This is a genomic window from Klebsiella sp. HN106 (assembly GCF_051209435.1).
In the GTDB taxonomy this organism is placed as follows: domain Bacteria; phylum Pseudomonadota; class Gammaproteobacteria; order Enterobacterales; family Enterobacteriaceae; genus Klebsiella; species Klebsiella oxytoca.
Map to the genome: position 1 here is coordinate 64,016 of NZ_JBLURD010000016.1, position 22,916 is coordinate 86,931.

A 22,916-nucleotide genomic window follows, 5' to 3' on the forward strand; every position below is an offset into this window, starting at 1 on the left:
AGTCCTTTTTTTCAGCACTCACGCACGCGGGTGATGCTGTTGATGGAGTTGTCGCAGACGCTCGGTCGCCACGTGGGTATAGATCTGCGTCGTGGAGAGATCGCTGTGTCCTAACAGCATCTGCACCACGCGTAAGTCGGCGCCGTGATTAAGTAAATGGGTAGCGAACGCATGGCGCAGCACGTGCGGAGAGAGCTTTTCGCTATCAATTCCCGCCAGTACGGCATAGTGCTTAATTCGATGCCAGAACGTCTGGCGCGTCATCTGCTGCGCGCGCTGGCTGGGAAAAAGCACATCGGAAGCCACGCCGTTCAGCAGCCAGGGACGCCCGTATTCCAGGTAATTCTCAACCCACAGTACCGCCTCTTCGCCTAACGGCACCAGACGTTCTTTATTTCCTTTACCGATCACGCGCAGCACGCCCTGACGCAGGCTGATATCGCTCATGGTCAGGCCCACCAGTTCAGAAACGCGCAGACCGGTGGCGTACAGCACTTCCAGCATCGCTTTATCACGCAGTTCCAGCGGTTGTTCAACCAAAGGGGCCTGAAGCAGGCGTTCAACCTGCGCCTCGCTCAGATCCTTCGGCAGCCGCTGCGGCAGCTTTGGCGATGCGAGCAGCGCGCTGGGGTCATCGGGGCGAATTTTTTCCCGGTACAGATGCTGGAAGAAGCGACGCACGGCGCTTAGCAGGCGCGCGGTGCTGGTGGCTTTATAACCGCCGGTTTGCCGCTCCGCCAGCAGCGACTGGAGATCTTCGCCGCTGACGCTAGCAAGCGACAGGCCACGATGATGCAGCCATTCCACGACCATCGTCAGATCCCGGCGGTAGGCGCTCAGCGTGTTTTCCGCCAGATTCCGCTCCAGCCACAAGGCATCAAGAAACTGCTCGATTTGTGCGAGATCCTGTTCCACTCCGGCCTCTTTGTATATTAAAACGGCGCCATTATACCCTAAATAATTCGAGTTGCAGGCGGGCGCGGCCTTTCTGGTACACTAAGCGCAAAGTCACAGCAAGAATTGAGACGTTTCCGCGATGAACATAGGTCTTTTTTACGGCTCCAGCACCTGCTACACAGAAATGGCGGCGGAAAAAATCCGCGATATCATCGGCCCTGAACTGGTGACGCTGCATAACCTGAAAGATGATTCCCCTGCCCTGATGACGCAATATGATGTGCTGATCCTCGGCATTCCAACCTGGGATTTTGGCGAGATCCAGGAGGACTGGGAGGCGGTCTGGCAGCAGCTTGATACGCTGGATCTGCAGGGTAAAATCGTCGCGCTCTATGGCATGGGCGACCAGCTAGGCTACGGCGAATGGTTCCTTGACGCGCTCGGCATGCTGCACGATAAGCTGGCAACAAAAGGGGTTAAGTTCATCGGCTACTGGCCAACCGAAGGCTATGAATTTACCAGCCCGAAACCGGTCATCGCCGACGGCCAGCTGTTCGTTGGTCTGGCGCTCGATGAAACCAACCAGTATGACCTGAGCGATGAGCGTATTCAGAACTGGTGCGAGCAAATCCTCGGCGAAATGGCTGAGCAGTTCGCCTGAGTCCAGGCTTAATCTTGCGTCGGTTTCTGTAACACCAGCCGACGCAGATCGCGCCACTCGCCCGCGTCCATGCTATCCGCCGCCACCCATAGATGCTGAGTGCGTTGGTTTTCCGTATTTCGCAGACGCAGCAGCATTCCGCTATTGATTACCCACGGGGTGCCGACGATATCCCACTCCGCTTTTTGCCAGCGCAGGCGAGAGTCAATCAGCAGCTTTATTTCCCCCTGTCGGGCATGGATCCGCCGCTGGCTGCGCACGCAGTCGAACACCACCAGCGACAGCAGTATCAGCCACAGCGGGGTATAGCTCAGCGGCCAGGGCAACACCAGCACCAGCGCCGCCACCACGCCGTGCATCAACAGTGAGAACCATTGCGCTCGCCACGAGATGCGTAAATCAGATTGCCACAGGACCACGTTCCCGATTCCGTGTCTGAATTAATTTTACCATCCGCTGCAGTTCTGCATCAGCCGGTTCGCCATGGTTCATCAACCAGTTGAACAGGTCCGGATCGTCATTTTCCAGCAGGCGGATGAACAACCGCTTATCGTCATCACTGAGCGTATCGTACTCATGCTCAAAAAACGGCATGATGGAGATATCGAGTTCACGCATTCCCCGGCGGCATGCCCAGTGGATGCGAGCTTTATTGTTAATATCCATGTTTTACTTCCTGCTTATAAATATTGCTTAGTTTAACCCGTTTTCGCCGCTGACTTCACTGGAATATCAAGATTCACGAGCGCTATTCCATGAAATCTCTAAAATAATCAGGTTATTGATAATTTCGTTCGCGTTAGCGCCCAGTTTTGAGGGCACGAATGGCCTGGCAAAAGCGCTTGCATTGCACCATAGCTCTTTTACCATTAGTCACACACTCTGCGTTAAGCTATTCAGGATATGACTATGGCTTTTACACCTTTTCCTCCGCGTCAGCCCTCCTCTTCCGCTCGTCTGCCGTTAACGCTGATGACGCTGGATGACTGGGCGCTGGCGACGATTACCGGGCCGGATGGCGAGAAATATCTGCAGGGGCAGATCACCGCTGACGTCAGCCACCTGACCGACGAGCAGCATCTGCTTGCCGCGCATTGTGACGCCAAGGGCAAGATGTGGAGCAATCTGCGCGTTTTCCGTCGCAACGAGGGTTTTGCGTGGATTGAGCGCCGCAGCCTGCGCGATGCGCAGCTGACTGAACTGAAAAAGTATGCGGTGTTCTCTAAAGTGACCATCGCCGCCGACGATGAATCCGTGCTGCTGGGCGTTGCCGGGTTCCAGGCACGCGCTGCGCTGACGCCGCTGTTTAACGAGCTGCCAAATGCCGATAAACAGGTTGTCAGCGAAGGTGCCACCAGCGTGCTGTGGTTTGAGCATCCCGCCGAGCGCTTCCTGCTGGTGACCGATGTGGCAACCGCCACCCGCATCACCGACGCGCTGCGCGGCGAAGCACAGCTAAACAATAGCCAGCAGTGGCTGGCGCTGAATATTGAAGCTGGCCTGCCGGTCATCGACAGCGCCAACAGCGCGCAGTTTATTCCGCAGGCCACCAACCTGCAGGCGCTGGGCGGCATCAGCTTCAAAAAAGGCTGCTATACCGGTCAGGAGATGGTTGCCCGCGCTAAATTCCGCGGTGCCAATAAGCGCGCCCTGTGGTATCTGGCCGGGACCGCCAGCCGCGTGCCTGAAGCCGGGGAAGACTTGGAAATGAAGATGGGTGACAACTGGCGTCGTACCGGTACCGTTTTAGCGGCCGTGCAGCTGGATGATGGTCGCCTGCTGGTGCAGGTAGTGATGAATAACGATATGGAGCCGGGCAGCGTATTCCGCGTGCGCGACGATGCCGGCAGCCTGAGCATTGAGCCGCTGCCGTATTCGCTGGAAGAGAGTTAAAGCGATATTCCCCGCCGCCTTCTTCCTGGAGGCGGCGATAACGCGCCTGTCCCGGCTACCAGCCCTCAGACGACGGTGAACCTGTAGCCCGGCTAAGCGTAGCGCGAGCCGGGAGATTTCTCAAAATTTAAGCCTGCCCGACGTACAAATAAATCGCCAGGAAGTGGCACACGCTGCCGCCCAGCACAAAGCCGTGCCAGATAGCGTGGTTGTACGGAATACGCTTACAAACGTAGAAAATAACCCCCAGCGAATAGACGACCCCGCCCACCGCAAGCAGCGTCACGCCGCCAATCGCCAGCTTAATCGCCAGCTGATAAACGACGATCAGCGACAGCCAGCCCATAGTCAGATAGGTCACTAAAGAGAGGATCTTAAAACGATGCGCAATCGTCAGCTTAAACAGGATCCCCAGCAGCGCCAGGCTCCAGATGACGATCATCAGCCCGCGCGAGAGCGGCGAATTTAGCCCCACCAGCAGAAACGGCGTGTAGGTTCCGGCAATCAGCAGGTAGATGGCGCAGTGGTCGAATTTTTTTAGCCACAGCTTAGCCCGCTGATGCGGAATCGCGTGATAGAGGGTCGAGGCGAGGAACAGCAAAATCATGCTGCCGCCGTACAGACTGTAGCTGGTGATAGCCGTTGCGCCGGCGTTGCTATCTACCGCCTGCACCAACAACAGCACCAGACCAACGATACCGAACACCAGCCCGATCCCGTGACTGATGCTGTTGGCAACTTCCTCTGCCAGAGAATATCCCTGTGTGATTAACGATTTGCGAACCATATTTGACTCCGAAAACCCGTACGCTTTCAATGCACACTTAGGTTAACTGAGAATGATTCCAGTGAACACCTGTTCGCTAAAATAAAAAGGTGAATATTTATGAACAGTATAAAATCAAAAGCTTACATAAAAATTTCAACTAACAGACGTTCACTATTTTATTAAAGCTTTTCGAATTCAATAACATAAAACTGCTTTTCTTCAGGATAGATCTCCGCAATCACCTCACGCAGCTGCGCCAGCGTCATGTTTTCCTGCTGCGCATGCAGTTCGGTCAGCGTATCCAGCGTTACCGTTGAGGTGGCCACCACACGAATAGTGCAAAAATAGCCGTCATCTTCATAGCGGCCAACGCGCAGCACATCGCCCATTTTAAAGTGCGATTCAGCAGCATCGCGGATGGTAATCGTTTTGCGTCCGGCGAGAATGTCGTCCTGAAAACGCTGAAAAAAGGTTATGTCATTTGGCTGCATGATATCATTCCGTCCTGGTCATTATGAATTGTGAGTTTGCCACTGTGAGTATCTTCTCCCACGCCGCTATCGCCAGTCTCAATAATCTTGAGATGATGGTCTATCACTACGTCATTAAAAATCGCGACAAAGTGATGTACATGACCATCCGCGAGCTGGCGGAAGCGGCCGGAGTCTCCACGACTACCGTTCTGCGCTTCTGCCGCAAGCTGCAGTGCGAAGGCTACTCGGAGTTTCGCGTACGCTTTAAATTATATCTGGAGCAGAATGAGCCTCAACAGGCAAATATCGGCGCCAGCGAAATAATGAGCTTTTTTAAAAGCATCAATAACGATGAATTTGACCAACTGCTCGAGCAGGCGGTTGATATTATACTCGCTTCGGAAAGAATTATTTTCGTCGGCGCCGGCACCTCCGGCGCGCTGGCAAAATATGGCGCACGTTTCTTTTCTAACGTCGGAAAATTCAGCAATCATATCGACGATCCTTATTTTCCGGTGACCAATGATATGGCGCGTAATGCTCTGGCTATTGTGCTGTCGGTCTCCGGTGAAACCGAAGAAATCCTGCGCTTTGCCAGCCAGTTCAGCCTGCATCGCTGTAAAGTGATGTCCATCACCAGCCACGAGCACTCGCGGCTGGCAAAGCTCGCCGACTTCAATCTCTCCTGGCACGTTCCGCAAACGCGCATCGGCGGCGTCTACGATATTACCACGCAGATCCCGGTTATTTATATTCTGGAAACGTTGGGCCGTAAATTAGCGCGCAAACTCGTCTGAAAATAACAGGGTGTTTTTCCGATGTAACAAATTCCATTTCAGGCAAATTGTTATATCGTGACATTTATATTCCCTTTGTTAGACTCGCAGCCAACAGCCATTATGACGAGATGAGCAAAGATGAAAAAAATCCCTTTACCAAAAGACTTTTTATGGGGCGGTGCGGTCGCCGCACATCAGGTTGAAGGCGGCTGGAATAAAGACGGCAAAGGCCCGAGCATCTGCGACGTGCTAACCGGCGGCGCGCACGGCGTACCGCGTGAGATAACCCAGCAGGTCGAGCCGGGTAAATACTACCCCAACCACGAAGCCATCGACTTCCACGGCCGCTATAAAGAAGACATCAAGCTGTTCGCCGAGATGGGCTTCAAGTGCTTCCGTACTTCCATCGCCTGGACGCGCATCTTTCCGCAAGGCGACGAAACCCAGCCAAATGAAGAAGGGCTAAAATTTTACGATGACATGTTCGATGAACTGCTGAAGTACAACATCGAGCCGGTTATCACCCTCTCCCACTTTGAGATGCCGCTGCATCTTGTTCAGCAGTACGGCGGCTGGACCAACCGCAAAGTGGTCGATTTCTTTGTGCGTTTTGCCGAAACGGTCTTCGAGCGCTATAAGCACAAAGTGAAATACTGGATGACCTTCAACGAGATCAACAACCAGCGTAACTGGCGCGCGCCGCTGTTTGGCTACTGCTGCTCCGGCGTAGTCTATACCGAACATGAAAACCCGGAAGAGACCATGTACCAGGTGCTGCATCATCAATTCGTCGCCAGCGCGCTGGCGGTGAAAGCGGCGCGTCAAATCAACCCGGAAATGCAGGTTGGCTGCATGCTGGCGATGGTTCCTCTCTATCCGTACTCCTGTAAGCCGGAAGATGTGATGTTTGCGCAGGAATCGATGCGTGAACGCTACGTCTTTACCGACGTACAGCTGCGCGGCTACTACCCGAGCTACGTCCTGAACGAGTGGGAACGCCGCGGTTTCAATATCAAAATGGATGAAGGCGATGCGCAAATCCTGCGTGAAGGCACCTGTGCGTATCTCGGTTTCAGCTACTACATGACCAACGCGGTGAGAGCGGAAGGCGGCACCGGCGACGCAATTTCCGGCTTTGAAGGCAGCGTGCCCAATCCGCATGTCAAAGCCTCCGACTGGGGATGGCAAATTGACCCGGTTGGCCTGCGCTATGCGCTGTGCGAACTGTATGAACGCTATCAGAAACCGCTGTTCATCGTCGAAAACGGCTTTGGCGCGTACGATAAAGTAGAAGAAGACGGCAGCATCAACGACGACTACCGCATCGACTATCTTCGCGCTCACGTTGAAGAGATGATCAAAGCGGTGACCTACGATGGCGTTGAACTCATGGGCTACACCCCGTGGGGCTGCATCGACTGCGTCTCCTTCACAACCGGTCAGTACAGCAAGCGCTACGGCTTCATCTACGTCAACAAGCATGACGACGGCACCGGGGATATGTCCCGCTCGCGCAAAAAGAGCTTTAACTGGTACAAAGAGGTTATCGCCAGCAACGGCGAGAAACTGTAATCATCTTGCCCCTCCCCTCGGGAGGGGCAAAACTTCCCACAAAACAGACACTTCTTTACAGCATTAGCGTTGCTTACGCGCCCTCAACCGATAAGATAAACCGCAACAATCGTTGAGCTGCTGACGTTTACTCAGTGAATCAACGCCGCACGCTGCCGGCCGTTACGGCGCATTACAATGTAGAAAAATGATGCTTAAAGTCTTCAGACAGCTCCTGACATGGATCCTGATTGTTGCCGCCGTCAGTCTGACGGTGGATTATCTACGCAGGCCCGCACTGCCGCAGAATTTCTCCAGCATGCCGCTGCAAACGCTTGATGGCCGAACGGTCGATCTGGCGGCAATGAGCCAGGAGCGTCCCTTATTGCTATACGTCTGGGCAACCTGGTGCAGCGTATGCCGCTATACCACCCCGTCGGTGGCTGCTTTAGCCGACGATGGCGGTAATGTTATGACGGTAGCGTTACGTTCGGGCGATAACGCCACCCTGGCGCGCTGGCTGGCGCATAAAAAAATAGCGCTGCCGACGATCAATGACGCCAGCGGTCAGCTATCCCAAGGGTGGGAGGTACAGGTCACGCCGACCCTTATCGTTATCTCGCGCGGTGAGGTGAAGTCAGTCACCACCGGCTGGACCAGCAACTGGGGAATGCGCCTGCGGCTATGGCTGGCGTCATAGCGTATTTCCCTGCTCGCGCTGCGCTTAGCAGGGCTACCCGTTCGCTGCGATATACCGATTTTGTTCCCTGGGCAAGGCGTTAGCCGCGCCCCGGGAAATGGATTGCCTGCTATCTCCCGCCCGCCAGCTCGAGGAAGCTGCCGGTAACGTAGGAGGCCTTATCACTCAGTAGCCAGACGATCGCCTGCGCCACCTCTTCCGGCTGCCCGCCGCGCTGCATGGGCAGCATCGACTTGACGCGATCCACGCGTCCCGGCTCGCCGCCGCTGGCGTGCATATCGGTATAGATTAATCCGGGGCGCACGCCGTTAACCCGAATGCCCTGCGCCGCGACCTCCAGCGACAATCCGGTGGTCAGGGAATCAACCGCGCCTTTTGAAGCGGCATAATCCACGTACTCTCCCGGCGCCCCGAGGCGCGATGCTGCGGATGAAACATTCACAATCGCCCCACCTTTACCGCCATGCTTGTGTGACATCCGCTTTACCGCCTCCCGGCAGCAAAGGAAGTAGCCGGTAACATTGGTGGCCAGCACCCGGTTAATTCGCTCGGCGCAAAGGCTTTCAATCGTCCCCTGGGTAAATAAAATCCCGGCGTTATTGACCAGCGCGGAAAGCGGTTCACCGAGGCGGTCGATAGCGGCGAACATCTCCATCACCTGTGCTTCATCGCTGACGTCCGCCCGGAGCGCAACGGCGTTGCCGCCGCAGGCGCGAATCTCATTCACCACGTCGGTCGCGGCAGCGCTATTCTGATGGTAATTCACTACCACGGTATAGCCTTCCTGCGCCAGCAGCAGCGCCGTTGCTTTACCTATTCCGCGGCTACCGCCCGTCACCAATGCTATCGTCATACCATTCTCCCAAAAAATAAAGGCGCCGCAGCGCCTTTAAAAAATAGCCTAATCAGCAGATTACTGATATTCACTCATCGGTACGCAGGAGCAGAACAGATTGCGGTCGCCGTAAACATCGTCCAGACGCTTAACGGTCGGCCAGTATTTATTGTTCAGCCCGGCCGGGAACACCGCCAGTTCACGAGCGTACGGATGGTTCCACTCGCTCACCAGTTCACCCTGAGTATGCGGCGCATTCACCAGCGGGTTATCCTCCAGCGGCCACTCGCCGGCTTTCACGCGGTCGATCTCGCCGCGAATCGCCAGCATCGCATCGATAAAGCGGTCCAGCTCCACTTTGCTTTCCGATTCGGTCGGTTCCACCATCAGCGTGCCGGCGACCGGGAAGGACATGGTAGGGGCGTGGAAACCATAATCGATCAGTCTCTTAGCGATATCCAGCTCGCTGATGCCGGTCTCTTCTTTCAGCGGACGAATATCCAGAATGCATTCGTGCGCCACGCGACCGTCACGGCCGGTATACAGCACCGGGAACGCGTTTTTCAGACGGGTAGCAATGTAGTTGGCGTTCAGAATCGCCATCTGGCTTGCCTGTTTTAGCCCTTCTGCGCCCATCATCCGGATATACATCCAGCTGATCGGCAGAATGGAGGCGCTGCCGAACGGCGCGGCGGAAACTGCGCCCTGACGGGTCAGCATGCCTTCAATTTGCACCACGCTGTGGCCCGGTACAAACGGCGCCAGGTGCGATTTGACGCCGATAGGTCCCATCCCCGGACCGCCGCCGCCGTGCGGAATGCAGAAGGTTTTATGCAGGTTAAGGTGCGAGACGTCCGCGCCGATAAAGCCCGGAGAGGTAATGCCGACCTGGGCGTTCATATTGGCGCCGTCAAGGTAAACCTGGCCGCCAAACTGATGCACCACTTCGCACACTTCGCGGATGGTCTCTTCGTAGACGCCGTGGGTGGAAGGATAGGTGACCATAATGCACGAGAGGTTCGCCGCATACTGCTCGGCTTTGGCCCGCAGATCCGCCAGGTCGATATTGCCGTTTTTATCGCAGGCGACCACCACCACCTGCATCCCCGCCATCTGCGCGGAAGCCGGGTTAGTACCGTGTGCGGAGCTTGGGATCAGGCAAATATCGCGATGCCCTTCGTTACGGCTCTCGTGGTAATGGCGAATCGCCAGCAGGCCCGCGTATTCACCCTGCGCGCCGGAGTTCGGCTGCATGCATACCGCATCATAGCCGGTCAGCTTAACCAACCAGTCGGAGAGCTGAGCGATCATCTGGTGATAGCCTTCGGCCTGATCGACCGGGCAGAACGGATGCAGTTCGGCAAATTCCGGCCAGGTGATAGGGATCATCTCGGCGGCGGCATTCAGCTTCATCGTGCAGGAGCCCAGCGGGATCATCGCCTGGTTCAGCGCCAGATCCTTACGCTCCAGCGCGTGCATATAGCGCATCATCTCGGTTTCGCTGTGATAGCGGTTGAACACCGGATGAGTGAGGATCGCATCGTCGCGCAGCATGCTGGCCGGGATTGAACGGCTGTCCAGAGCCACGTCTTTATCCAGAGCGTCGATATCCAGGCCACGATCGTCGCCAACGATAGCGTGGAACAGGTTCAGAACGTCTTCACGAGTGGTGGCTTCGTCGAGCGTGATCCCGACGGCGTGATGAATATCGCTACGCAGGTTGATCTGCAGCGCTTCCGCCCGCGCCAGCACAGCCGCTTTATCAGCCACTTCCACGCACAGGGTGTCAAAGTAGTGCGCATGGCGGAGCTTGAGGCCTTTTTTCTGCAGACCTGCGGCCAGAATATCGGTCAGGCGATGAATGCGGCTGGCGATACGCTTCAGGCCGGCCGGGCCGTGGAACACGGCGTACAGGCTGGCAATATTAGCCAGCAGTACCTGGGAGGTACAGATATTGGAGTTCGCTTTCTCGCGGCGGATATGCTGCTCGCGGGTCTGCATCGCCATGCGGAGCGCGGTATTGCCCGCCGCATCTTTCGATACGCCGATAATACGGCCCGGCATGGAACGTTTGAATTCATCTTTTGCGGCAAAAAACGCCGCGTGCGGGCCGCCGTAGCCCATAGGTACGCCGAAGCGCTGGGCGGAGCCAAACACAATGTCCGCGCCCTGCTTGCCCGGAGCCGTCAGCAGAACCAGCGCCATAAAATCGGCTGCGACGCTGACAATCACTTTGCGCGCTTTCAGATCAGCAATCAGTTTGCTGTAATCATGAACCTCGCCGGTCGTCCCTACCTGCTGCAGCAGCACGCCGAAGACGTCCTGATGGTCGAGGGCTTTCTCCGCATCATCGACAATCACATCGAAACCAAAGGTTTCCGCGCGGGTGCGCACCACGTCCAGCGTCTGCGGATGAACATCGGCGGCAACAAAGAAACGGTTAGCGTTTTTCAGTTTGCTCACGCGTTTGGCCATTGCCATCGCTTCCGCGGCGGCAGTGGCTTCGTCCAGCAGCGAGGCCGAAGCAATATCCAGACCGGTCAGGTCGAGCGTTACCTGCTGAAAGTTCAGCAGTGATTCCAGGCGACCCTGGGAAACCTCCGGCTGATAAGGCGTGTAGGCGGTATACCAGCCCGGGTTCTCCAGCATATTGCGCTGAATAACCGGAGGCAGCTGCACGGCGGTGTAACCCATGCCAATGTACGACTTGAAGCGCTTGTTACGACCGGCAATCGCCTTCAGCTCCGCCAGCGCGGCGAATTCTGTGGTTGCTTCACCCACCTGCGGCGGCGTCGCCAGCTGAATATCCTGCGGCACAATCTGGCCAATCAGGTCGTTAAGCGAATCGGCGCCAACGGTATTCAGCATCTCCTGCTGCTGTCGGGCGTCCGGGCCGATGTGACGTTCAATAAAGGCGTCACGGTTTTCAAGCTGGCCTAAAGTCTGGGTCATGAGCGATGGTTCCTGAACGTGCGGTGAATCGTGATTGTCTGACTGGTTTGCCCGGCGAGCACTGATGCTTACCGGGCCAGAATATGCAAAATCATTCGCGTTGCAGGAAGCCAACGCCACTGCTACGTGAAGGAAGATGCGTATTTATTCGTCTTCTAACAGAGCTTCGTATGCGGTCGCATCCAGCAGCGCGGCAACCTGAGCTTCATCGCTGGCTTTAATTTTAAAAATCCAGCCGCCGGTGTACGGCTCGCTGTTGACCAGCTCAGGTGAGTCGTTCAGCTCTTCATTGACGGCAACGATTTCGCCGCTAATTGGCGCGTAGATATCGGAAGCCGCCTTGACGGATTCGGCCACCGCGCAGTCGGCGCCCGCTTCAACGGCGGCGCCCACTTCAGGCAGGTCAACGAAAACCATATCGCCAAGCAGCTCCTGCGCGTGCTCGGTGATTCCGACGGTATAGGTACCGTCCGCTTCTTTACGCAGCCATTCGTGTTCTTTGCTGTATTTCAGTTCTGCTGGTACGTTGCTCATTAATTCATCTCCAAATGGGAAATCACACCACGGCTTTGCCGTTGCGTACAAAAACGGGTTTCGTCACTTTGACCGGCATTTCGCGGTTGCGAATCTGCACCACGGCGGTTTCACCGATGCCTTCCGGTACGCGCGCCAGGGCAATACTGTAGCCCAGCGTCGGGGAGAAGGTCCCGCTGGTGATAATGCCTTCTTTCTGATTGCCCTCGGCATCGCTGAAGCGTACCGGCAGGCCGCCGCGCAGAACGCCTTTCTCGGTCATCACCAGACCGACCAGCTGTTCGGAGCCTTTTTCACGCTGGAGTTCCAGCGCCTCACGCCCGATAAAGTCACGGTCAGCAGGCTCCCAGGCAATGGTCCAGCCCATGTTAGCCGCCAGCGGAGAGACGCCTTCGTCCATCTCCTGGCCATAAAGATTCATTCCCGCTTCCAGACGCAGCGTATCGCGCGCGCCAAGGCCGCACGGCTTAACGCCCGCGTCCAGCAGGCCGCGCCAGAAATCCACCGCCTGCTCGTTCGGCAGCGCGATTTCATAACCCGCTTCGCCGGTATAGCCGGTGGTTGCAATAAACAGATCGCCCGCCTGCACGCCAAAGAAAGGCTTCATGCCTTCTACAGCCTGGCGCTGCGCGTCGGTAAACAGCGTCGCCGCTTTCTCTTTTGCCTTTGGACCTTGTACAGCGATCAGGGAAAGATCGTCACGCACGGTCATTTCAAGACCATAGGATTCAGACTGCTGGGTGATCCAGGCGAGGTCTTTTTCACGGGTGGCGGAGTTAACAACGAGGCGGAAATAATCTTCAGAAAGGAAATAAACAATCAGGTCGTCAATGACGCCGCCAGAGGCGGTCAGCATGCCGCTATAGAGCGCTTTGCCCGGGATGGTGAGCTTCGCCACGTCGTTAGCCAGCAAATAGCGCAGGAACTCGCGAATTCGGCTGCCGTGAAAATCAACGATGGTCATGTGCGACACATCGAACATTCCGGCATCACCGCGTACCGCATGGTGCTCATCGATCTGGGATCCGTAATGCAGCGGCATCATCCAGCCATGGAAATCCACCATGCGCGCGCCGCATAGCGTGTGTTGTTCAAACAACGGAGTCTGTTGAGCCATCTTTTCCTCATCGAATAAAACGGAACCAGCCACTATTTTTGCCAATATTGCGCCACGAAACGCGCCGCCAGCATCGCAAACGGATGCCGACGCAAACGTTCTCTTTGGCCTGAACTTACCACCGATATCCGCACTAAACCATAAGCCCGGTCAGGACATCACATTAGCTTATGACCAAAATCACCCGAAGAGGCTACAGAATTTTTACCTACAAAAAAGCGATTAAGCCCGCACAAAAACAAACAACAGCGTTAAAAAAGCAGAGCATGATGATATTTTCTGCGAAAAGATGAGCCTAATTTCTATAACAAAAAAAAGGTGACATTAATAAAACTAATGCGAAAAAAGAGGTGAAATTAGATTATTTCAAATGAGAGGGAAAACCCGGCGCGCAGGCCGGGAGAGAGAAGTGTGACGTACTTAACGTAACCAGGCCGGGAGATCGTTTAGCCCCATTGCTTGTCGAATAAGCTGCGGCTTCACGCCAGGGAGAGTATCCGCCAGCTTGAGTCCAATATCGCGCAGCAGCTTTTTCGCCGGATGGCTGCCGGAGAACATGTCGCGGAAGCCCTGCATCCCTGCGAGCATCACCGCAGCGCTGTGCTTGCGGCTGCGCTCATAGCGACGCAGATAGAGATGCTGGCCGATGTCCTTGCCCTGCGCATGCAGGCGCTTCAGCTCATCAATCAGTTCGGCGGCATCCATAAAGCCAAGATTAACGCCCTGCCCCGCCAGCGGATGAATGGTATGGGCGGCATCGCCAACCAGCGCCAGACGGTGGGCGGCAAACTGCCGCGCGTAGCGGCCGGTGAGCGGAAAAACCTGACGTTCGCTCTCTACGGAACACAAACCCAGACGGTTATCGAAGGCAATATTCAGCGCCTGATTAAAAGCGGCCTCGTCTGCCTGCCGCATTCGTTCCGCCTCTTCAGGAGACAACGACCAGACAATAGAACAGAGATGAGGATCGCTTAACGGCAGGAACGCCAGAATACCATCGCCGTGAAATACCTGACGCGCCACCGCTTCGTGCGGCTCTTCGGTGCGAATAGTGGCAACCAGCGCATGATGTTGATAATCCCAAAAGGTCAGCGGGATATCGGCTTTATTACGCAACCACGAATTGGCGCCATCGGCGCCAACCACCAGCCGGGCGGTTAACATGCTGCCGTCCTGCAGGCTAAGAAAGGCCTCATTCTCGCCCCACGCGACCTGCTGCAGCTGCGCCGGGGCCAGTAGCGTGACGTCAGCACAGCGCTGCGCTTTTTGCCACAGAACATGATGCACCACGGCGTTTTCAATAATATGCCCAAGGTGGCTAAAGCCCATGCTCTGGTCATCAAAGCTGATACGGCCAAAACTGTCTTTGTCCCACACTTCCATACCGTGGTAGCAGCTGGCGCGCCGGGCGACTATGTCCTCCCAGACGCCCAGTTTGTTCAGCAGCTTCTCGCTGGCGGCATTAATTGCCGACACCCGCAGCGCCGGCGGCGCATCCGCGCTTAACGGCTGCGGCGCGGCCTGCTCCAGCACGGCGACGCGCAATCCACTGCCCTGCAAACCACAGGCAACCGCCAGCCCCACCATTCCACCGCCAACAATAGCGACATCAACACTTTGCACGTTTCACTCCTTAACGGGGGACCCAACCGAGGGTACGCTGCGCCAGCGCATCGCGCGCCGGGGTAAATAATTCCATCGCCATCAGGCCTGCGTTGCGCCCCGCCACCAGCGGCGCCCAGCGATTAGCGAACAGATGCACCAGCCCATCGGTCACACCGACGGTGGCGGCTTTATCTGCGGCGCGGCGGGCCTGATAGCGGCTCAGTAGCGAATAGCCACCCGGATCCTCTCCTTCGGCATGCGTCTGCGCCAGCATTTCCGCCAGGCTCATCACGTCGCGCAGGCCAAGGTTAAAACCCTGTCCGGCAATAGGATGCAGCGTTTGCGCCGCATTGCCGACCAGCGCCAGACGATGGGCAATGGTGCGGGTAGCTCGGGTGAGCGAGAGCGGATACGCGCTGCGCTTGCCTGCCTGGACGATCCGGCCAAGACGCCAGCCGAATGCCTGCTGAAGTTCATGACAGAAGCGTTCGTCCGACCAGCTCAGAACCTCTTCTTGCCGCGACTGCGGATGACACCACACCAGGGAGCAGCGGCCCTGCGACATGGGCAGCATCGCCAGCGGGCCGTGTTGGGTAAAACGCTCGAAGGCGCGCCCGTTGTGCGGCACAGCGGTACTGACGTTGGCAATAATCGCCAGCTGTTCATAGGGCTCTTGCTGCCAGCTGATACCGCAGCGGGCCCCGAGCGTTGAGCGCGAGCCATCGGCCGCGACCAGCAGTTTACCGCTGAGCGTTTCGCCGTTGTCCAGAACCAGGCTTACGCTCTCTTCACTGCGGCTAACATTTTCCACTTTTGCCGGACAGTGTAGCGTCACGCCCGGCGCTTTACGCAGCTGGGCAAACAAGCGTTGGCCGACGTCGTGCAGCTCAACCACCTGCCCCAGCGCCGCCAGCCCATAGTCCTTAGCCTCGAGCGTCACAAACCCGGCGTGACCGCGATCGCTGACGTGAACGCGCTGAATAGCCGTGGCGCGGTCGGCAATTTCCTGCCAGATATCAACGCGAGCCAGCTGCTGACAGGTGCCGGCAGCAAGTGCGATTGCCCGGGCGTCAAAGCCCGGATGCCGGGCAGATTCCGGCGCTGTTGCTTCAATCAGGTGCACCGGCAGCTTGCCGCCGGTCAGACGAGATATTGCCAGCGCCAGCGTCGCGCCGGTCATTCCGCCGCCAACGATCAGTACGCTCATAGCTGGCGCGCCGCCGCCATCAGCGCCTCGATATCATCCGCTTTTTTCACTACGCCAGCGGTGAGGTTTTCATTACCGTCTTCAGTAATGACGATGTCGTCTTCAATACGAATGCCGATGCCGCGGTACTGGGCCGGGACGTCGGCATCCATCGCGATATACAGCCCCGGTTCCACGGTCAGCACCATTCCCGGTTCGAGAATACGCGAGCGGTCGACGTCATAGTTGCCGACATCATGTACGTCGAGCCCCAGCCAGTGGCTCAGGCCATGCATAAAGAAAGGACGATGAGCGTTATTAGCAATTAGCTCATCAATTTCACCTTTCAGGATCCCCAAACGCACCAGGCCGGTAATCATGATCCGCACTACCTGCTGATTAACCTCGTTAATGGAGGTGCCGGGGCGATAAAGCTTCAGCGAGGTTTCCAGAGACTCAAGAACGATATCGTAAATCTCGCGCTGCGCCGGGCTAAACTTGCCGTTTACCGGGAAGGTTCGGGTGATATCGCCCGCATAGCCGCGATATTCGCAGCCTGCGTCAATCAGCACCAGATCCCCATCGCGCAGTTCGCTTTCGTTTTCGGTGTAGTGCAGGATGCAGCCATTTTCGCCGCTGCCCACGATGGTGTTGTAAGAGGGATAGCGCGCGCCGTGACGGTTGAACTCGTGGAGGATCTCGCCTTCCAGATGATATTCAAACATCCCCGGACGACATTTTTCCATGGCGCGGGTATGCGCAAGGGCGGAGATCTCGCCTGCGCGGCGCATCACCTCCAGCTCTTCCGCCGACTTAAACAGGCGCATCTCATGCACCATCGGCCGCCAGTCAATGACCGAGTTTGGCGCCTGCAGATTCTGCCGCACGCCTTTGCGCAGTTTTTCCAGCGCGTTGAACACGATTTCGTCGGCGTAGGCATATTCGCCCTGCGCAAAATAGATAGCATCGAGGCCGTTAAGGAGCTGGAACAGCTGCTGATTGATTTCACTAAATGCCAGCGCGCGATCGACGCCCAGCTTCTCAGGCGCGGCATCCTGCCCAAGGCGTCGGCCAAACCAGATTTCAGCAGTCAGATCGCGCACGCGGTTAAACAACACGCTGTGGTTATGCGTCTCATCGCTTTTAATCAATACCAGCAGCGCTTCAGGCTCATTAAAGCCGGTGAAGTACCAAAAATCGCTGCTCTGGCGGTAGGGATATTCCGAATCTGCGCTGCGTACCGCTTCCGGCGCGGCAAAAATTAACGCGGCGCTGCCTGGCTGCATCTGCGCCAGTAGAGCCTGGCGACGAGAGAGAAATTCCTGCTGAGTCATGACGCCCCCTGAACGATTTAATGATTAATTAGTGTAGCGTCGGTTTTTGCACTTCCGGCGCAGTGGGTTTCTGGAGAGAGAAAGTGTCGTGACACAGCAACGCGGCAACGCGTACGTATTCGATAATCTCTTCCAGAGACATTTCGAGCTCTTCCTGATCCTCGTCTTCGTCATACCCGAGCTGAGCAATATTGCGCAGATCGTCGATGGCTTCACCCGTTTCGTCTTTGACTTTATCCAGCTTGGGCTGCGTTACGCCCAGCCCAAGCAGAAAATGGTTCACCCAACCCGCCAGCGCATCGGCGCGATCGAACACGCTCACCTCATCGCCATCCGGGAGGTAGAGCTGGAATAAGAAGCCGTCGTCCTCCAGCGAATCACTGGTGGCGGAATGCATGTTACGCAGCGACTGCGCCAGCTCATGCCCAAAAGCCAGGCCTTCGTTGGTCAGGTCGTGCACCAACGGCTGCCAGCTGCTGTCTTTATTGCCGCCGCACAGGATCCCGCTGATCAGACCGTGCATTTCGGCAGGGGTTAATCCTACCCCTTGTTGGTTCAGTAACTGGTCTACAGCGTTGTAACCAGGCATTTCGTTCTGTATAGACATGCGCATTCGTCATCGTTGGGAGGAATATTCATGATATGCTACCACTTTGGACCCTGGTGAACCAGAATAGGGCTTGTATCTTAGAACCAGGGTAGCTATAGTGTCGCCCCTTCGCAGACCCTCCCAGGGCGTGAAGGCCGCGCAGTCAATCAGCAGGAAGGTGGCATGTCTGCACAACCCGTAGATCTCCAAATTTTTGGCCGTTCACTGCGAGTGAATTGCCCGCCTGAACAAAGGGATGCCCTGAACCAGGCAGCTGACGACCTGAATCAGCGGTTGCAAGATTTAAAAGAACGCACTAGAGTCACAAATACTGAGCAGCTGGTCTTCATCGCCGCGTTGAACATCAGCTATGAGTTGACTCAGGAAAAAGCGAAAACCCGCGACTACGCCGCCAGCATGGAACAGCGTATTCGGATGCTTCAGCAGACCATCGAGCAAGCATTGCTTGAGCAAGGTCGCATAAGCGAAAGACCCGGGCAGAAGTTTGAATAACACTTTGCATTTAACTGTGTTAGAGTAATCGCAAGAACAAAATTTCTCTGAGATGTTTGCAAGCGGGCCAGTCCCCTGAGCCGATATTTCATACCACAAGAATGTGGCGCTCCACGGTTGGTGAGCATGCTCGGTCCGTCCGAGAAGCCTTAAAACTGTGACGACACATTCACCTTGAACCAAGGGTTCAAGGGTTACAGCCTGCGGCGGCATCTCGGAGATTCCCTTCCTTTCGTTTTATCCCCCATAAGTTAATTTTCGGCTTTTACCGTCGTGTATTAGACTACGCCTGTTTGTATCGTTTGCTCACCGATGAGACTCAGGTATGACCCTATTGCCAGATGCCCCCTATACCAGACAGCAAATTCGCCAGCAGATCCGCCAGCGCCGACGCGCGTTAACGCCGGAGCAGCAAACGCAGTTCGCCCTCCAGGCGGCGGACAGAATGATGGCTTATCCGCCGGTTCTGCTCGCGCAGACGGTCGCGGTATTTCTTTCGTTTGATGGCGAGCTGGATACGCTGCCGCTTATTGACCAGCTCTGGCGGGCAGGCAAACGGGTTTATCTCCCCGTGCTTCATCCGTTCAGCCCCGGCAATCTTCTGTTTCTGCACTACCACCCAAGCAGCGAGCTGGTGGTGAATCGTCTGAAAATCCGCGAACCGAAACTCGACGTGCGCGATGTCCTCCCGCTTAGCCAGCTGGATGTGCTGGTAACGCCGCTGGTAGCATTTGATGCCGCCGGACAGCGCCTGGGTATGGGCGGCGGATTTTACGACCGGACGCTGCAAAACTGGCGGCAGCATCGCCTGCAGCCGGTCGGCTACGCGCATGATTGCCAGCAGGTCGACGCGCTGCCAACGGAGCAGTGGGATATCCCGCTGCCAGCGGTCATCACGCCGTCAAAAACCTGGCTCTGGTAAAACGTCCGAACAATTGACATTGCTGTTTTTTTCACCTAAATTCCTGGGTAAAGGGTGAGGGAGGCGAACCTCCCTCCTGCATTCTCTCTGTTAATATGCTGGCCAGGCGATGATTAACAGGATAAGCAGCATGATGAAGAGTCTCATCATCGTCCCTTTCCTTTTAGAGCCCCTGCCTCGGTAGGGGCTTTCCCGTTTCAGCCCCACGCTGAGTCTTTATCGTAAATACCTTTCTTTCAGGCACAACGACATCCGACGGTTTTAATCGCCGTTTGCGGCAAGACTCGCAAGCTTTGGGTGGCGACGGGAAATTGCAGAAGGGTCTAGCAGGAGAAAAGGGGCAGGTCGATGACCTGCCCGCTGGCATAAAAGGAGTTAGAACAGCAGACGGGCGCGGATGGTACCAGGAATAGCCTTCATCGCCTGCAGCGCAGCCTGCGCCACATCTTCTTCGGCTTCAATATCAATGACCACGTAGCCCATTTGCGGAGTGGTCTGCAGATACTGCGCCGCAATGTTAATGCCCTGCGCGGCGAAAATCTGGTTAATCGCGGTCAGAACGCCCGGACGGTTTTCATGGATATGCAGCAGACGGCGCCCGCCGTGCAGCGGCAGCGACACTTCCGGGAAGTTCACCGCCGAGAGCGTAGAACCGTTATCGGAGTATTTCGCCAGCTTGCCCGCCACTTCCAGACCGATGTTTTCCTGCGCTTCCTGAGTTGAGCCGCCAATATGCGGGGTCAGGATAACGTTGTCGAACTCACACAGCGGAGAGTTGAACGGATCGCTGTTGGTCGCCGGTTCGGTCGGGAACACGTCGATCGCCGCGCCCGCCAGGTGCTTGCTCGCCAGCGCATCGCACAGCGCCGGAATATCTACCACGGTACCGCGTGAGGCGTTGATCAGCAGCGCACCCGGTTTCATCAGCGCCAGCTCTTCCGCGCCAATCATATTCTTCGTTGAGGCATTTTCCGGCACGTGCAGGCTTACCACATCGCTCATGTTCAACAGATCGGAGAGATGCTGTACCTGAGTCGCGTTACCCAACGGCAGTTTGCTTTCAATATCGTAGAAATAGACGTGCATCCCCAACGATTCGGCAAGAATGCCCAGCTGCGTACCGATGTGACCATAGCCGATAATACCCAGCTTTTTGCCGCGTGCTTCAAAGCTGCCAACCGCCAGCTTGTTCCATACGCCGCGGTGCGCTTTGGCGTTTGCCGCCGGCACGCCGCGTAGCATGAGCAGCAGCTCGCCGATCACCAGCTCCGCAACGGAACGGGTATTAGAGAACGGGGCGTTAAATACCGGAATACCGCGTTTTGCCGCCGCATTTAAGTCAACCTGATTAGTACCGATACAGAAGCAGCCAACCGCAACCAGTTTTTCCGCCGCCGCGAAGATCTCTTCAGTCAGATGAGTACGGGAACGCAGGCCGATGAAATGGGCATCACGAATGGACGCTTTCAGCTCTTCGCTGTCCAGCGCGCCTTTGTGAAATTCGATATTGGTGTAGCCTGCTGCGCGGAGGCTGTCCACCGCTTTTTGATGCACACCTTCAACCAGCAGAAATTTAATTTTGTCTTTTTCCAGTGATACCTTAGCCATTTCCCCGTCCTGTTTTTGTCTTAACTGATGTCGTGCGGAACGAAAGTTCTTCTCAGCAACATATCAAAAAAAACTATTGCGGCAATATGAACGTTTGCGTCGACAACCGGAAGAAATATCAATCAGAGGGAAATTGCAGGACAAAACACCAGAAAGTAAAAGAAAGGTAGGTTGTTACTAAGACAAGGCGCATAAATGTGACAGAAGTCACCAAAATAGGCCTGGAGAAAAAATATTTGCGAGGGAGCCATTCGCTCCCTCGGATTGGTCTATTTAGTGATAGTTTTTACACCATCAGCGGTGCCAATCAGCGCGACGTCTGCGCCACGATTGGCGAACAGGCCGACGGTCACGACGCCCGGGATACCGTTAATGGTATTTTCCAGCGCAATAGCGTCCAGGATTTCCAGACCATACACATCGAGGATCACGTTGCCGTTATCGGTCACGACGCCCTGGCGGTACTCCGGACGGCCGCCCAGCTTAACCAGCTGACGCGCCACGGCGCTGCGCGCCATCGGGATCACTTCCACCGGCAGCGGGAATTTACCCAGGATGTCCACCTGCTTGGAAGCATCAGCGATACAGATAAATTTGTCAGCGACCGAAGCGATAATCTTCTCGCGCGTCAGCGCCGCGCCGCCGCCTTTAATCATTTGCATATGGCCGTTGATTTCATCAGCGCCGTCGACATAGATGCCAAGACGGTCAACGCTGTTAAGATCAAAAACCGTAATACCGAGGCTTTTCAGTTTTTCAGTAGAGGCATCAGAGCTGGAAACCGCGCCTTCAATCTGACCTTTCATGGTGCCCAGCGCATCAATAAAATGCGCCGCCGTGGAGCCCGTGCCGACCCCAACGATGGTGCCCGGTTGTACATACTGCAATGCCGCCCAGCCTACTGCTTTTTTCAGTTCATCTTGCGTCATGATTATGGTCCGAGATGTGAATTCCTGTGGCGCATTATAGAACATCAGGGGGGTCATTGTCCCTGCGACGGCGATCACACAACGCAGTCGCCATTTTTTCATCTTCATCAAAAACAAATTTATGTCATAGTGCGAGTTAACGAAAAGTATTAGGGGGCACGCCAGAGCAATGAAACGACCGGACTACAGAACACTACAGGCGCTGGACGCGGTAATCAGGGAACGAGGGTTTGAGCGCGCCGCGCAGAAGCTTTGTATTACGCAGTCCGCCGTCTCTCAGCGCATCAAACAGCTGGAAAACATGTTTGGACAACCGCTGCTGGTACGCACCGTACCGCCGCGTCCCACCGAACAGGGGCAAAAGCTGCTGGCCCTGCTGCGCCAGGTTGAACTGCTGGAAGAGGAGTGGCTGGGCGATGAACAAACCGGCTCAACGCCGCTGCTGCTGTCGCTGGCGGTCAACGCCGACAGTCTCGCCACCTGGCTATTGCCCGCGCTCTCCAGCGTGCTTTCCGACTCCCCTATTCGCCTGAACCTACAGGTGGAGGACGAGACCCGAACCCAGGAACGCCTGCGCCGCGGTGAAGTCGTCGGCGCGGTCAGTATCCAGCCGCAGGCGCTGCCAAGCTGCCTGGTCGATCAGCTCGGCGCCCTCGACTATCTGTTCGTCGCCTCGAAAGAGTTTGCCCAGCGCTATTTCCCCAATGGGGTGACCCGCTCGGCGCTGCTCAAAGCGCCGGTGGTGGCATTCGATCATCTCGATGATATGCACCAGGCCTTTTTACAGCAGAACTTCGATTTGCCGCCGGGCAGCGTTCCCTGCCATATCGTGAACTCTTCGGAAGCCTTTGTGCAGCTGGCCCGCCAGGGGACAACCTGCTGTATGATTCCGCATCTGCAAATTGAGCGAGAGCTGAACAGCGGCGAACTTATTAATCTCACGCCGGGCCTGTTCCAGCGCCGGATGCTCTACTGGCACCGTTTTGCGCCGGAAAGCCGTATGATGCGCCGGGTGACCGATGCGCTGATCGATTATGGCCATAAAGTGTTGAGACAAGATTAAGCCTCC

23 protein-coding genes and 1 other RNA gene are annotated in these 22,916 nt (G+C 56.1%); 9 read left to right on the forward strand and 15 right to left on the reverse strand.

Annotated features, from left to right (window positions below; translation table 11 throughout):
- Positions 1 to 18: 18 nt before the first annotated feature.
- On the reverse strand, positions 19 to 915 hold the full coding sequence (gene xerD, locus ACSIPU_RS25695; protein ID WP_004105555.1) for a site-specific tyrosine recombinase XerD: 897 nt from the start codon (positions 913 to 915) through the stop codon (positions 19 to 21).
- Between the two features lie 121 nt (positions 916 to 1,036).
- Here xerD and fldB point away from each other — a divergent pair, with 121 nt between their 5' ends.
- On the forward strand, positions 1,037 to 1,558 hold the full coding sequence (gene fldB, locus ACSIPU_RS25700; RefSeq protein ID WP_004105557.1) for a flavodoxin FldB: 522 nt from the start codon (positions 1,037 to 1,039) through the stop codon (positions 1,556 to 1,558).
- 8 nt (positions 1,559 to 1,566) lie between these two features.
- On the opposite strand, the gene ACSIPU_RS25705 is transcribed toward fldB, so the two are convergent.
- The gene (locus ACSIPU_RS25705) at positions 1,567 to 1,977 is read right to left on the reverse strand and encodes a protein YgfX (protein WP_004105559.1); all 411 of its coding nucleotides are present in this window, start codon (positions 1,975 to 1,977) and stop codon (positions 1,567 to 1,569) included.
- Positions 1,958 to 2,224: an FAD assembly factor SdhE gene (gene sdhE / locus ACSIPU_RS25710; RefSeq protein ID WP_004105561.1), complete on the reverse strand. Its 267-nt coding sequence runs from the start codon at positions 2,222 to 2,224 to the stop codon at positions 1,958 to 1,960. Before sdhE ends, ACSIPU_RS25705 begins: the two co-directional genes overlap by 20 nt.
- Before the next feature lie 243 nt (positions 2,225 to 2,467).
- On the opposite strand from sdhE, the gene ygfZ reads away from it, so the two are divergent.
- A complete protein-coding gene (gene ygfZ / locus ACSIPU_RS25715; RefSeq protein WP_004115279.1) occupies positions 2,468 to 3,451 on the forward strand; it encodes a tRNA-modifying protein YgfZ in 984 nt (327 codons plus the stop codon).
- Between the two features lie 127 nt (positions 3,452 to 3,578).
- On the opposite strand, the gene trhA is transcribed toward ygfZ, so the two are convergent.
- Positions 3,579 to 4,238 (reverse strand): PAQR family membrane homeostasis protein TrhA, encoded by a 660-nt coding sequence (trhA, locus tag ACSIPU_RS25720; RefSeq protein ID WP_004105569.1) that lies wholly within the window; start codon positions 4,236 to 4,238, stop codon positions 3,579 to 3,581.
- Between the two features lie 161 nt (positions 4,239 to 4,399).
- Positions 4,400 to 4,711, reverse strand: a complete 312-nt coding sequence (yqfB, locus tag ACSIPU_RS25725; RefSeq protein WP_004105571.1) for a N(4)-acetylcytidine aminohydrolase — start codon at positions 4,709 to 4,711, stop codon at positions 4,400 to 4,402.
- A 50-nt stretch (positions 4,712 to 4,761) separates the two neighbouring features.
- Here yqfB and ACSIPU_RS25730 point away from each other — a divergent pair, with 50 nt between their 5' ends.
- From ACSIPU_RS25730 to ACSIPU_RS25740, 3 genes are all read left to right on the forward strand, one after another.
- Entirely contained in the window at positions 4,762 to 5,490 is a 729-nt protein-coding gene (locus ACSIPU_RS25730; RefSeq protein WP_064352017.1) for a MurR/RpiR family transcriptional regulator, read from the forward strand.
- A 120-nt stretch (positions 5,491 to 5,610) separates the two neighbouring features.
- Complete coding sequence (locus ACSIPU_RS25735) at positions 5,611 to 7,044, forward strand: 6-phospho-beta-glucosidase (RefSeq protein ID WP_004105576.1); 1,434 nt, start codon at positions 5,611 to 5,613, stop codon at positions 7,042 to 7,044.
- A 187-nt stretch (positions 7,045 to 7,231) separates the two neighbouring features.
- Positions 7,232 to 7,723: a protein disulfide oxidoreductase gene (locus ACSIPU_RS25740; RefSeq protein ID WP_004105578.1), complete on the forward strand. Its 492-nt coding sequence runs from the start codon at positions 7,232 to 7,234 to the stop codon at positions 7,721 to 7,723.
- 109 nt (positions 7,724 to 7,832) lie between these two features.
- On the opposite strand, the gene ACSIPU_RS25745 is transcribed toward ACSIPU_RS25740, so the two are convergent.
- From ACSIPU_RS25745 to ACSIPU_RS25780, 8 genes are all read right to left on the reverse strand, one after another.
- On the reverse strand, positions 7,833 to 8,576 hold the full coding sequence (locus ACSIPU_RS25745) for an SDR family oxidoreductase (RefSeq protein ID WP_004105581.1): 744 nt from the start codon (positions 8,574 to 8,576) through the stop codon (positions 7,833 to 7,835).
- Between the two features lie 60 nt (positions 8,577 to 8,636).
- Entirely contained in the window at positions 8,637 to 11,510 is a 2,874-nt protein-coding gene (gcvP, locus tag ACSIPU_RS25750) for an aminomethyl-transferring glycine dehydrogenase (protein WP_023321616.1), read from the reverse strand.
- 144 nt (positions 11,511 to 11,654) lie between these two features.
- On the reverse strand, positions 11,655 to 12,044 hold the full coding sequence (gene gcvH / locus ACSIPU_RS25755; protein ID WP_004105585.1) for a glycine cleavage system protein GcvH: 390 nt from the start codon (positions 12,042 to 12,044) through the stop codon (positions 11,655 to 11,657).
- Positions 12,045 to 12,066: 22 nt separating this feature from the next.
- On the reverse strand, positions 12,067 to 13,161 hold the full coding sequence (gene gcvT / locus ACSIPU_RS25760; protein WP_049094377.1) for a glycine cleavage system aminomethyltransferase GcvT: 1,095 nt from the start codon (positions 13,159 to 13,161) through the stop codon (positions 12,067 to 12,069).
- A 420-nt stretch (positions 13,162 to 13,581) separates the two neighbouring features.
- Positions 13,582 to 14,784, reverse strand: coding sequence for an FAD-dependent 2-octaprenylphenol hydroxylase (gene ubiI, locus ACSIPU_RS25765; RefSeq protein WP_004115291.1), 1,203 nt, complete (start codon positions 14,782 to 14,784; stop codon positions 13,582 to 13,584).
- A gap of 10 nt (positions 14,785 to 14,794) precedes the next feature.
- The gene (gene ubiH, locus ACSIPU_RS25770; RefSeq protein WP_016809849.1) at positions 14,795 to 15,973 is read right to left on the reverse strand and encodes a 2-octaprenyl-6-methoxyphenyl hydroxylase; all 1,179 of its coding nucleotides are present in this window, start codon (positions 15,971 to 15,973) and stop codon (positions 14,795 to 14,797) included.
- Complete coding sequence (pepP, locus tag ACSIPU_RS25775; RefSeq protein ID WP_004105594.1) at positions 15,970 to 17,286, reverse strand: Xaa-Pro aminopeptidase; 1,317 nt, start codon at positions 17,284 to 17,286, stop codon at positions 15,970 to 15,972. The genes ubiH and pepP overlap by 4 nt, the downstream gene beginning before the upstream one ends.
- A gap of 28 nt (positions 17,287 to 17,314) precedes the next feature.
- The gene (locus ACSIPU_RS25780; RefSeq protein ID WP_016809851.1) at positions 17,315 to 17,893 is read right to left on the reverse strand and encodes a YecA/YgfB family protein; all 579 of its coding nucleotides are present in this window, start codon (positions 17,891 to 17,893) and stop codon (positions 17,315 to 17,317) included.
- Positions 17,894 to 18,058: 165 nt separating this feature from the next.
- On the opposite strand from ACSIPU_RS25780, the gene zapA reads away from it, so the two are divergent.
- From zapA to ACSIPU_RS25795, 3 genes are all read left to right on the forward strand, one after another.
- On the forward strand, positions 18,059 to 18,388 hold the full coding sequence (zapA, locus tag ACSIPU_RS25785; RefSeq protein WP_004105598.1) for a cell division protein ZapA: 330 nt from the start codon (positions 18,059 to 18,061) through the stop codon (positions 18,386 to 18,388).
- 41 nt (positions 18,389 to 18,429) lie between these two features.
- Positions 18,430 to 18,613, forward strand: a non-coding RNA gene (gene ssrS, locus ACSIPU_RS25790) — 6S RNA.
- Between the two features lie 100 nt (positions 18,614 to 18,713).
- Positions 18,714 to 19,310, forward strand: a complete 597-nt coding sequence (locus ACSIPU_RS25795) for a 5-formyltetrahydrofolate cyclo-ligase (RefSeq protein ID WP_016809852.1) — start codon at positions 18,714 to 18,716, stop codon at positions 19,308 to 19,310.
- A gap of 375 nt (positions 19,311 to 19,685) precedes the next feature.
- On the opposite strand, the gene serA is transcribed toward ACSIPU_RS25795, so the two are convergent.
- Both serA and rpiA read right to left on the reverse strand, forming a co-directional pair.
- Complete coding sequence (serA, locus tag ACSIPU_RS25800; RefSeq protein ID WP_004105602.1) at positions 19,686 to 20,918, reverse strand: phosphoglycerate dehydrogenase; 1,233 nt, start codon at positions 20,916 to 20,918, stop codon at positions 19,686 to 19,688.
- Positions 20,919 to 21,187: 269 nt separating this feature from the next.
- Complete coding sequence (gene rpiA / locus ACSIPU_RS25805; protein WP_004105606.1) at positions 21,188 to 21,847, reverse strand: ribose-5-phosphate isomerase RpiA; 660 nt, start codon at positions 21,845 to 21,847, stop codon at positions 21,188 to 21,190.
- Positions 21,848 to 22,016: 169 nt separating this feature from the next.
- On the opposite strand from rpiA, the gene argP reads away from it, so the two are divergent.
- Complete coding sequence (argP, locus tag ACSIPU_RS25810) at positions 22,017 to 22,910, forward strand: DNA-binding transcriptional regulator ArgP (protein WP_004105608.1); 894 nt, start codon at positions 22,017 to 22,019, stop codon at positions 22,908 to 22,910.
- The last annotated feature ends 6 nt before the right edge of the window (positions 22,911 to 22,916 follow it).

Excerpts from the sequence above, each read along its gene's own strand:
- fldB (WP_004105557.1), top strand. The coding sequence starts at position 1,037 with ATGAACATAGGTCTTTTTTACGGCTCCAGCACCTGCTACACAGAAATG.
- sdhE (WP_004105561.1), bottom strand. The coding sequence starts at position 2,224 with ATGGATATTAACAATAAAGCTCGCATCCACTGGGCATGCCGCCGGGGA.
- ygfZ (WP_004115279.1), top strand. The coding sequence starts at position 2,468 with ATGGCTTTTACACCTTTTCCTCCGCGTCAGCCCTCCTCTTCCGCTCGT.
- trhA (WP_004105569.1), bottom strand. The coding sequence starts at position 4,238 with ATGGTTCGCAAATCGTTAATCACACAGGGATATTCTCTGGCAGAGGAA.
- yqfB (WP_004105571.1), bottom strand. The coding sequence starts at position 4,711 with ATGCAGCCAAATGACATAACCTTTTTTCAGCGTTTTCAGGACGACATT.
- ACSIPU_RS25735 (WP_004105576.1), top strand. The coding sequence starts at position 5,611 with ATGAAAAAAATCCCTTTACCAAAAGACTTTTTATGGGGCGGTGCGGTC.
- ACSIPU_RS25740 (WP_004105578.1), top strand. The coding sequence starts at position 7,232 with ATGATGCTTAAAGTCTTCAGACAGCTCCTGACATGGATCCTGATTGTT.
- ACSIPU_RS25745 (WP_004105581.1), bottom strand. The coding sequence starts at position 8,576 with ATGACGATAGCATTGGTGACGGGCGGTAGCCGCGGAATAGGTAAAGCA.
- gcvP (WP_023321616.1), bottom strand. The coding sequence starts at position 11,510 with ATGACCCAGACTTTAGGCCAGCTTGAAAACCGTGACGCCTTTATTGAA.
- gcvH (WP_004105585.1), bottom strand. The coding sequence starts at position 12,044 with ATGAGCAACGTACCAGCAGAACTGAAATACAGCAAAGAACACGAATGG.
- gcvT (WP_049094377.1), bottom strand. The coding sequence starts at position 13,161 with ATGGCTCAACAGACTCCGTTGTTTGAACAACACACGCTATGCGGCGCG.
- ubiH (WP_016809849.1), bottom strand. The coding sequence starts at position 15,973 with ATGAGCGTACTGATCGTTGGCGGCGGAATGACCGGCGCGACGCTGGCG.
- pepP (WP_004105594.1), bottom strand. The coding sequence starts at position 17,286 with ATGACTCAGCAGGAATTTCTCTCTCGTCGCCAGGCTCTACTGGCGCAG.
- ACSIPU_RS25780 (WP_016809851.1), bottom strand. The coding sequence starts at position 17,893 with ATGTCTATACAGAACGAAATGCCTGGTTACAACGCTGTAGACCAGTTA.
- zapA (WP_004105598.1), top strand. The coding sequence starts at position 18,059 with ATGTCTGCACAACCCGTAGATCTCCAAATTTTTGGCCGTTCACTGCGA.
- ACSIPU_RS25795 (WP_016809852.1), top strand. The coding sequence starts at position 18,714 with ATGACCCTATTGCCAGATGCCCCCTATACCAGACAGCAAATTCGCCAG.
- serA (WP_004105602.1), bottom strand. The coding sequence starts at position 20,918 with ATGGCTAAGGTATCACTGGAAAAAGACAAAATTAAATTTCTGCTGGTT.
- rpiA (WP_004105606.1), bottom strand. The coding sequence starts at position 21,847 with ATGACGCAAGATGAACTGAAAAAAGCAGTAGGCTGGGCGGCATTGCAG.
- argP (WP_004105608.1), top strand. The coding sequence starts at position 22,017 with ATGAAACGACCGGACTACAGAACACTACAGGCGCTGGACGCGGTAATC.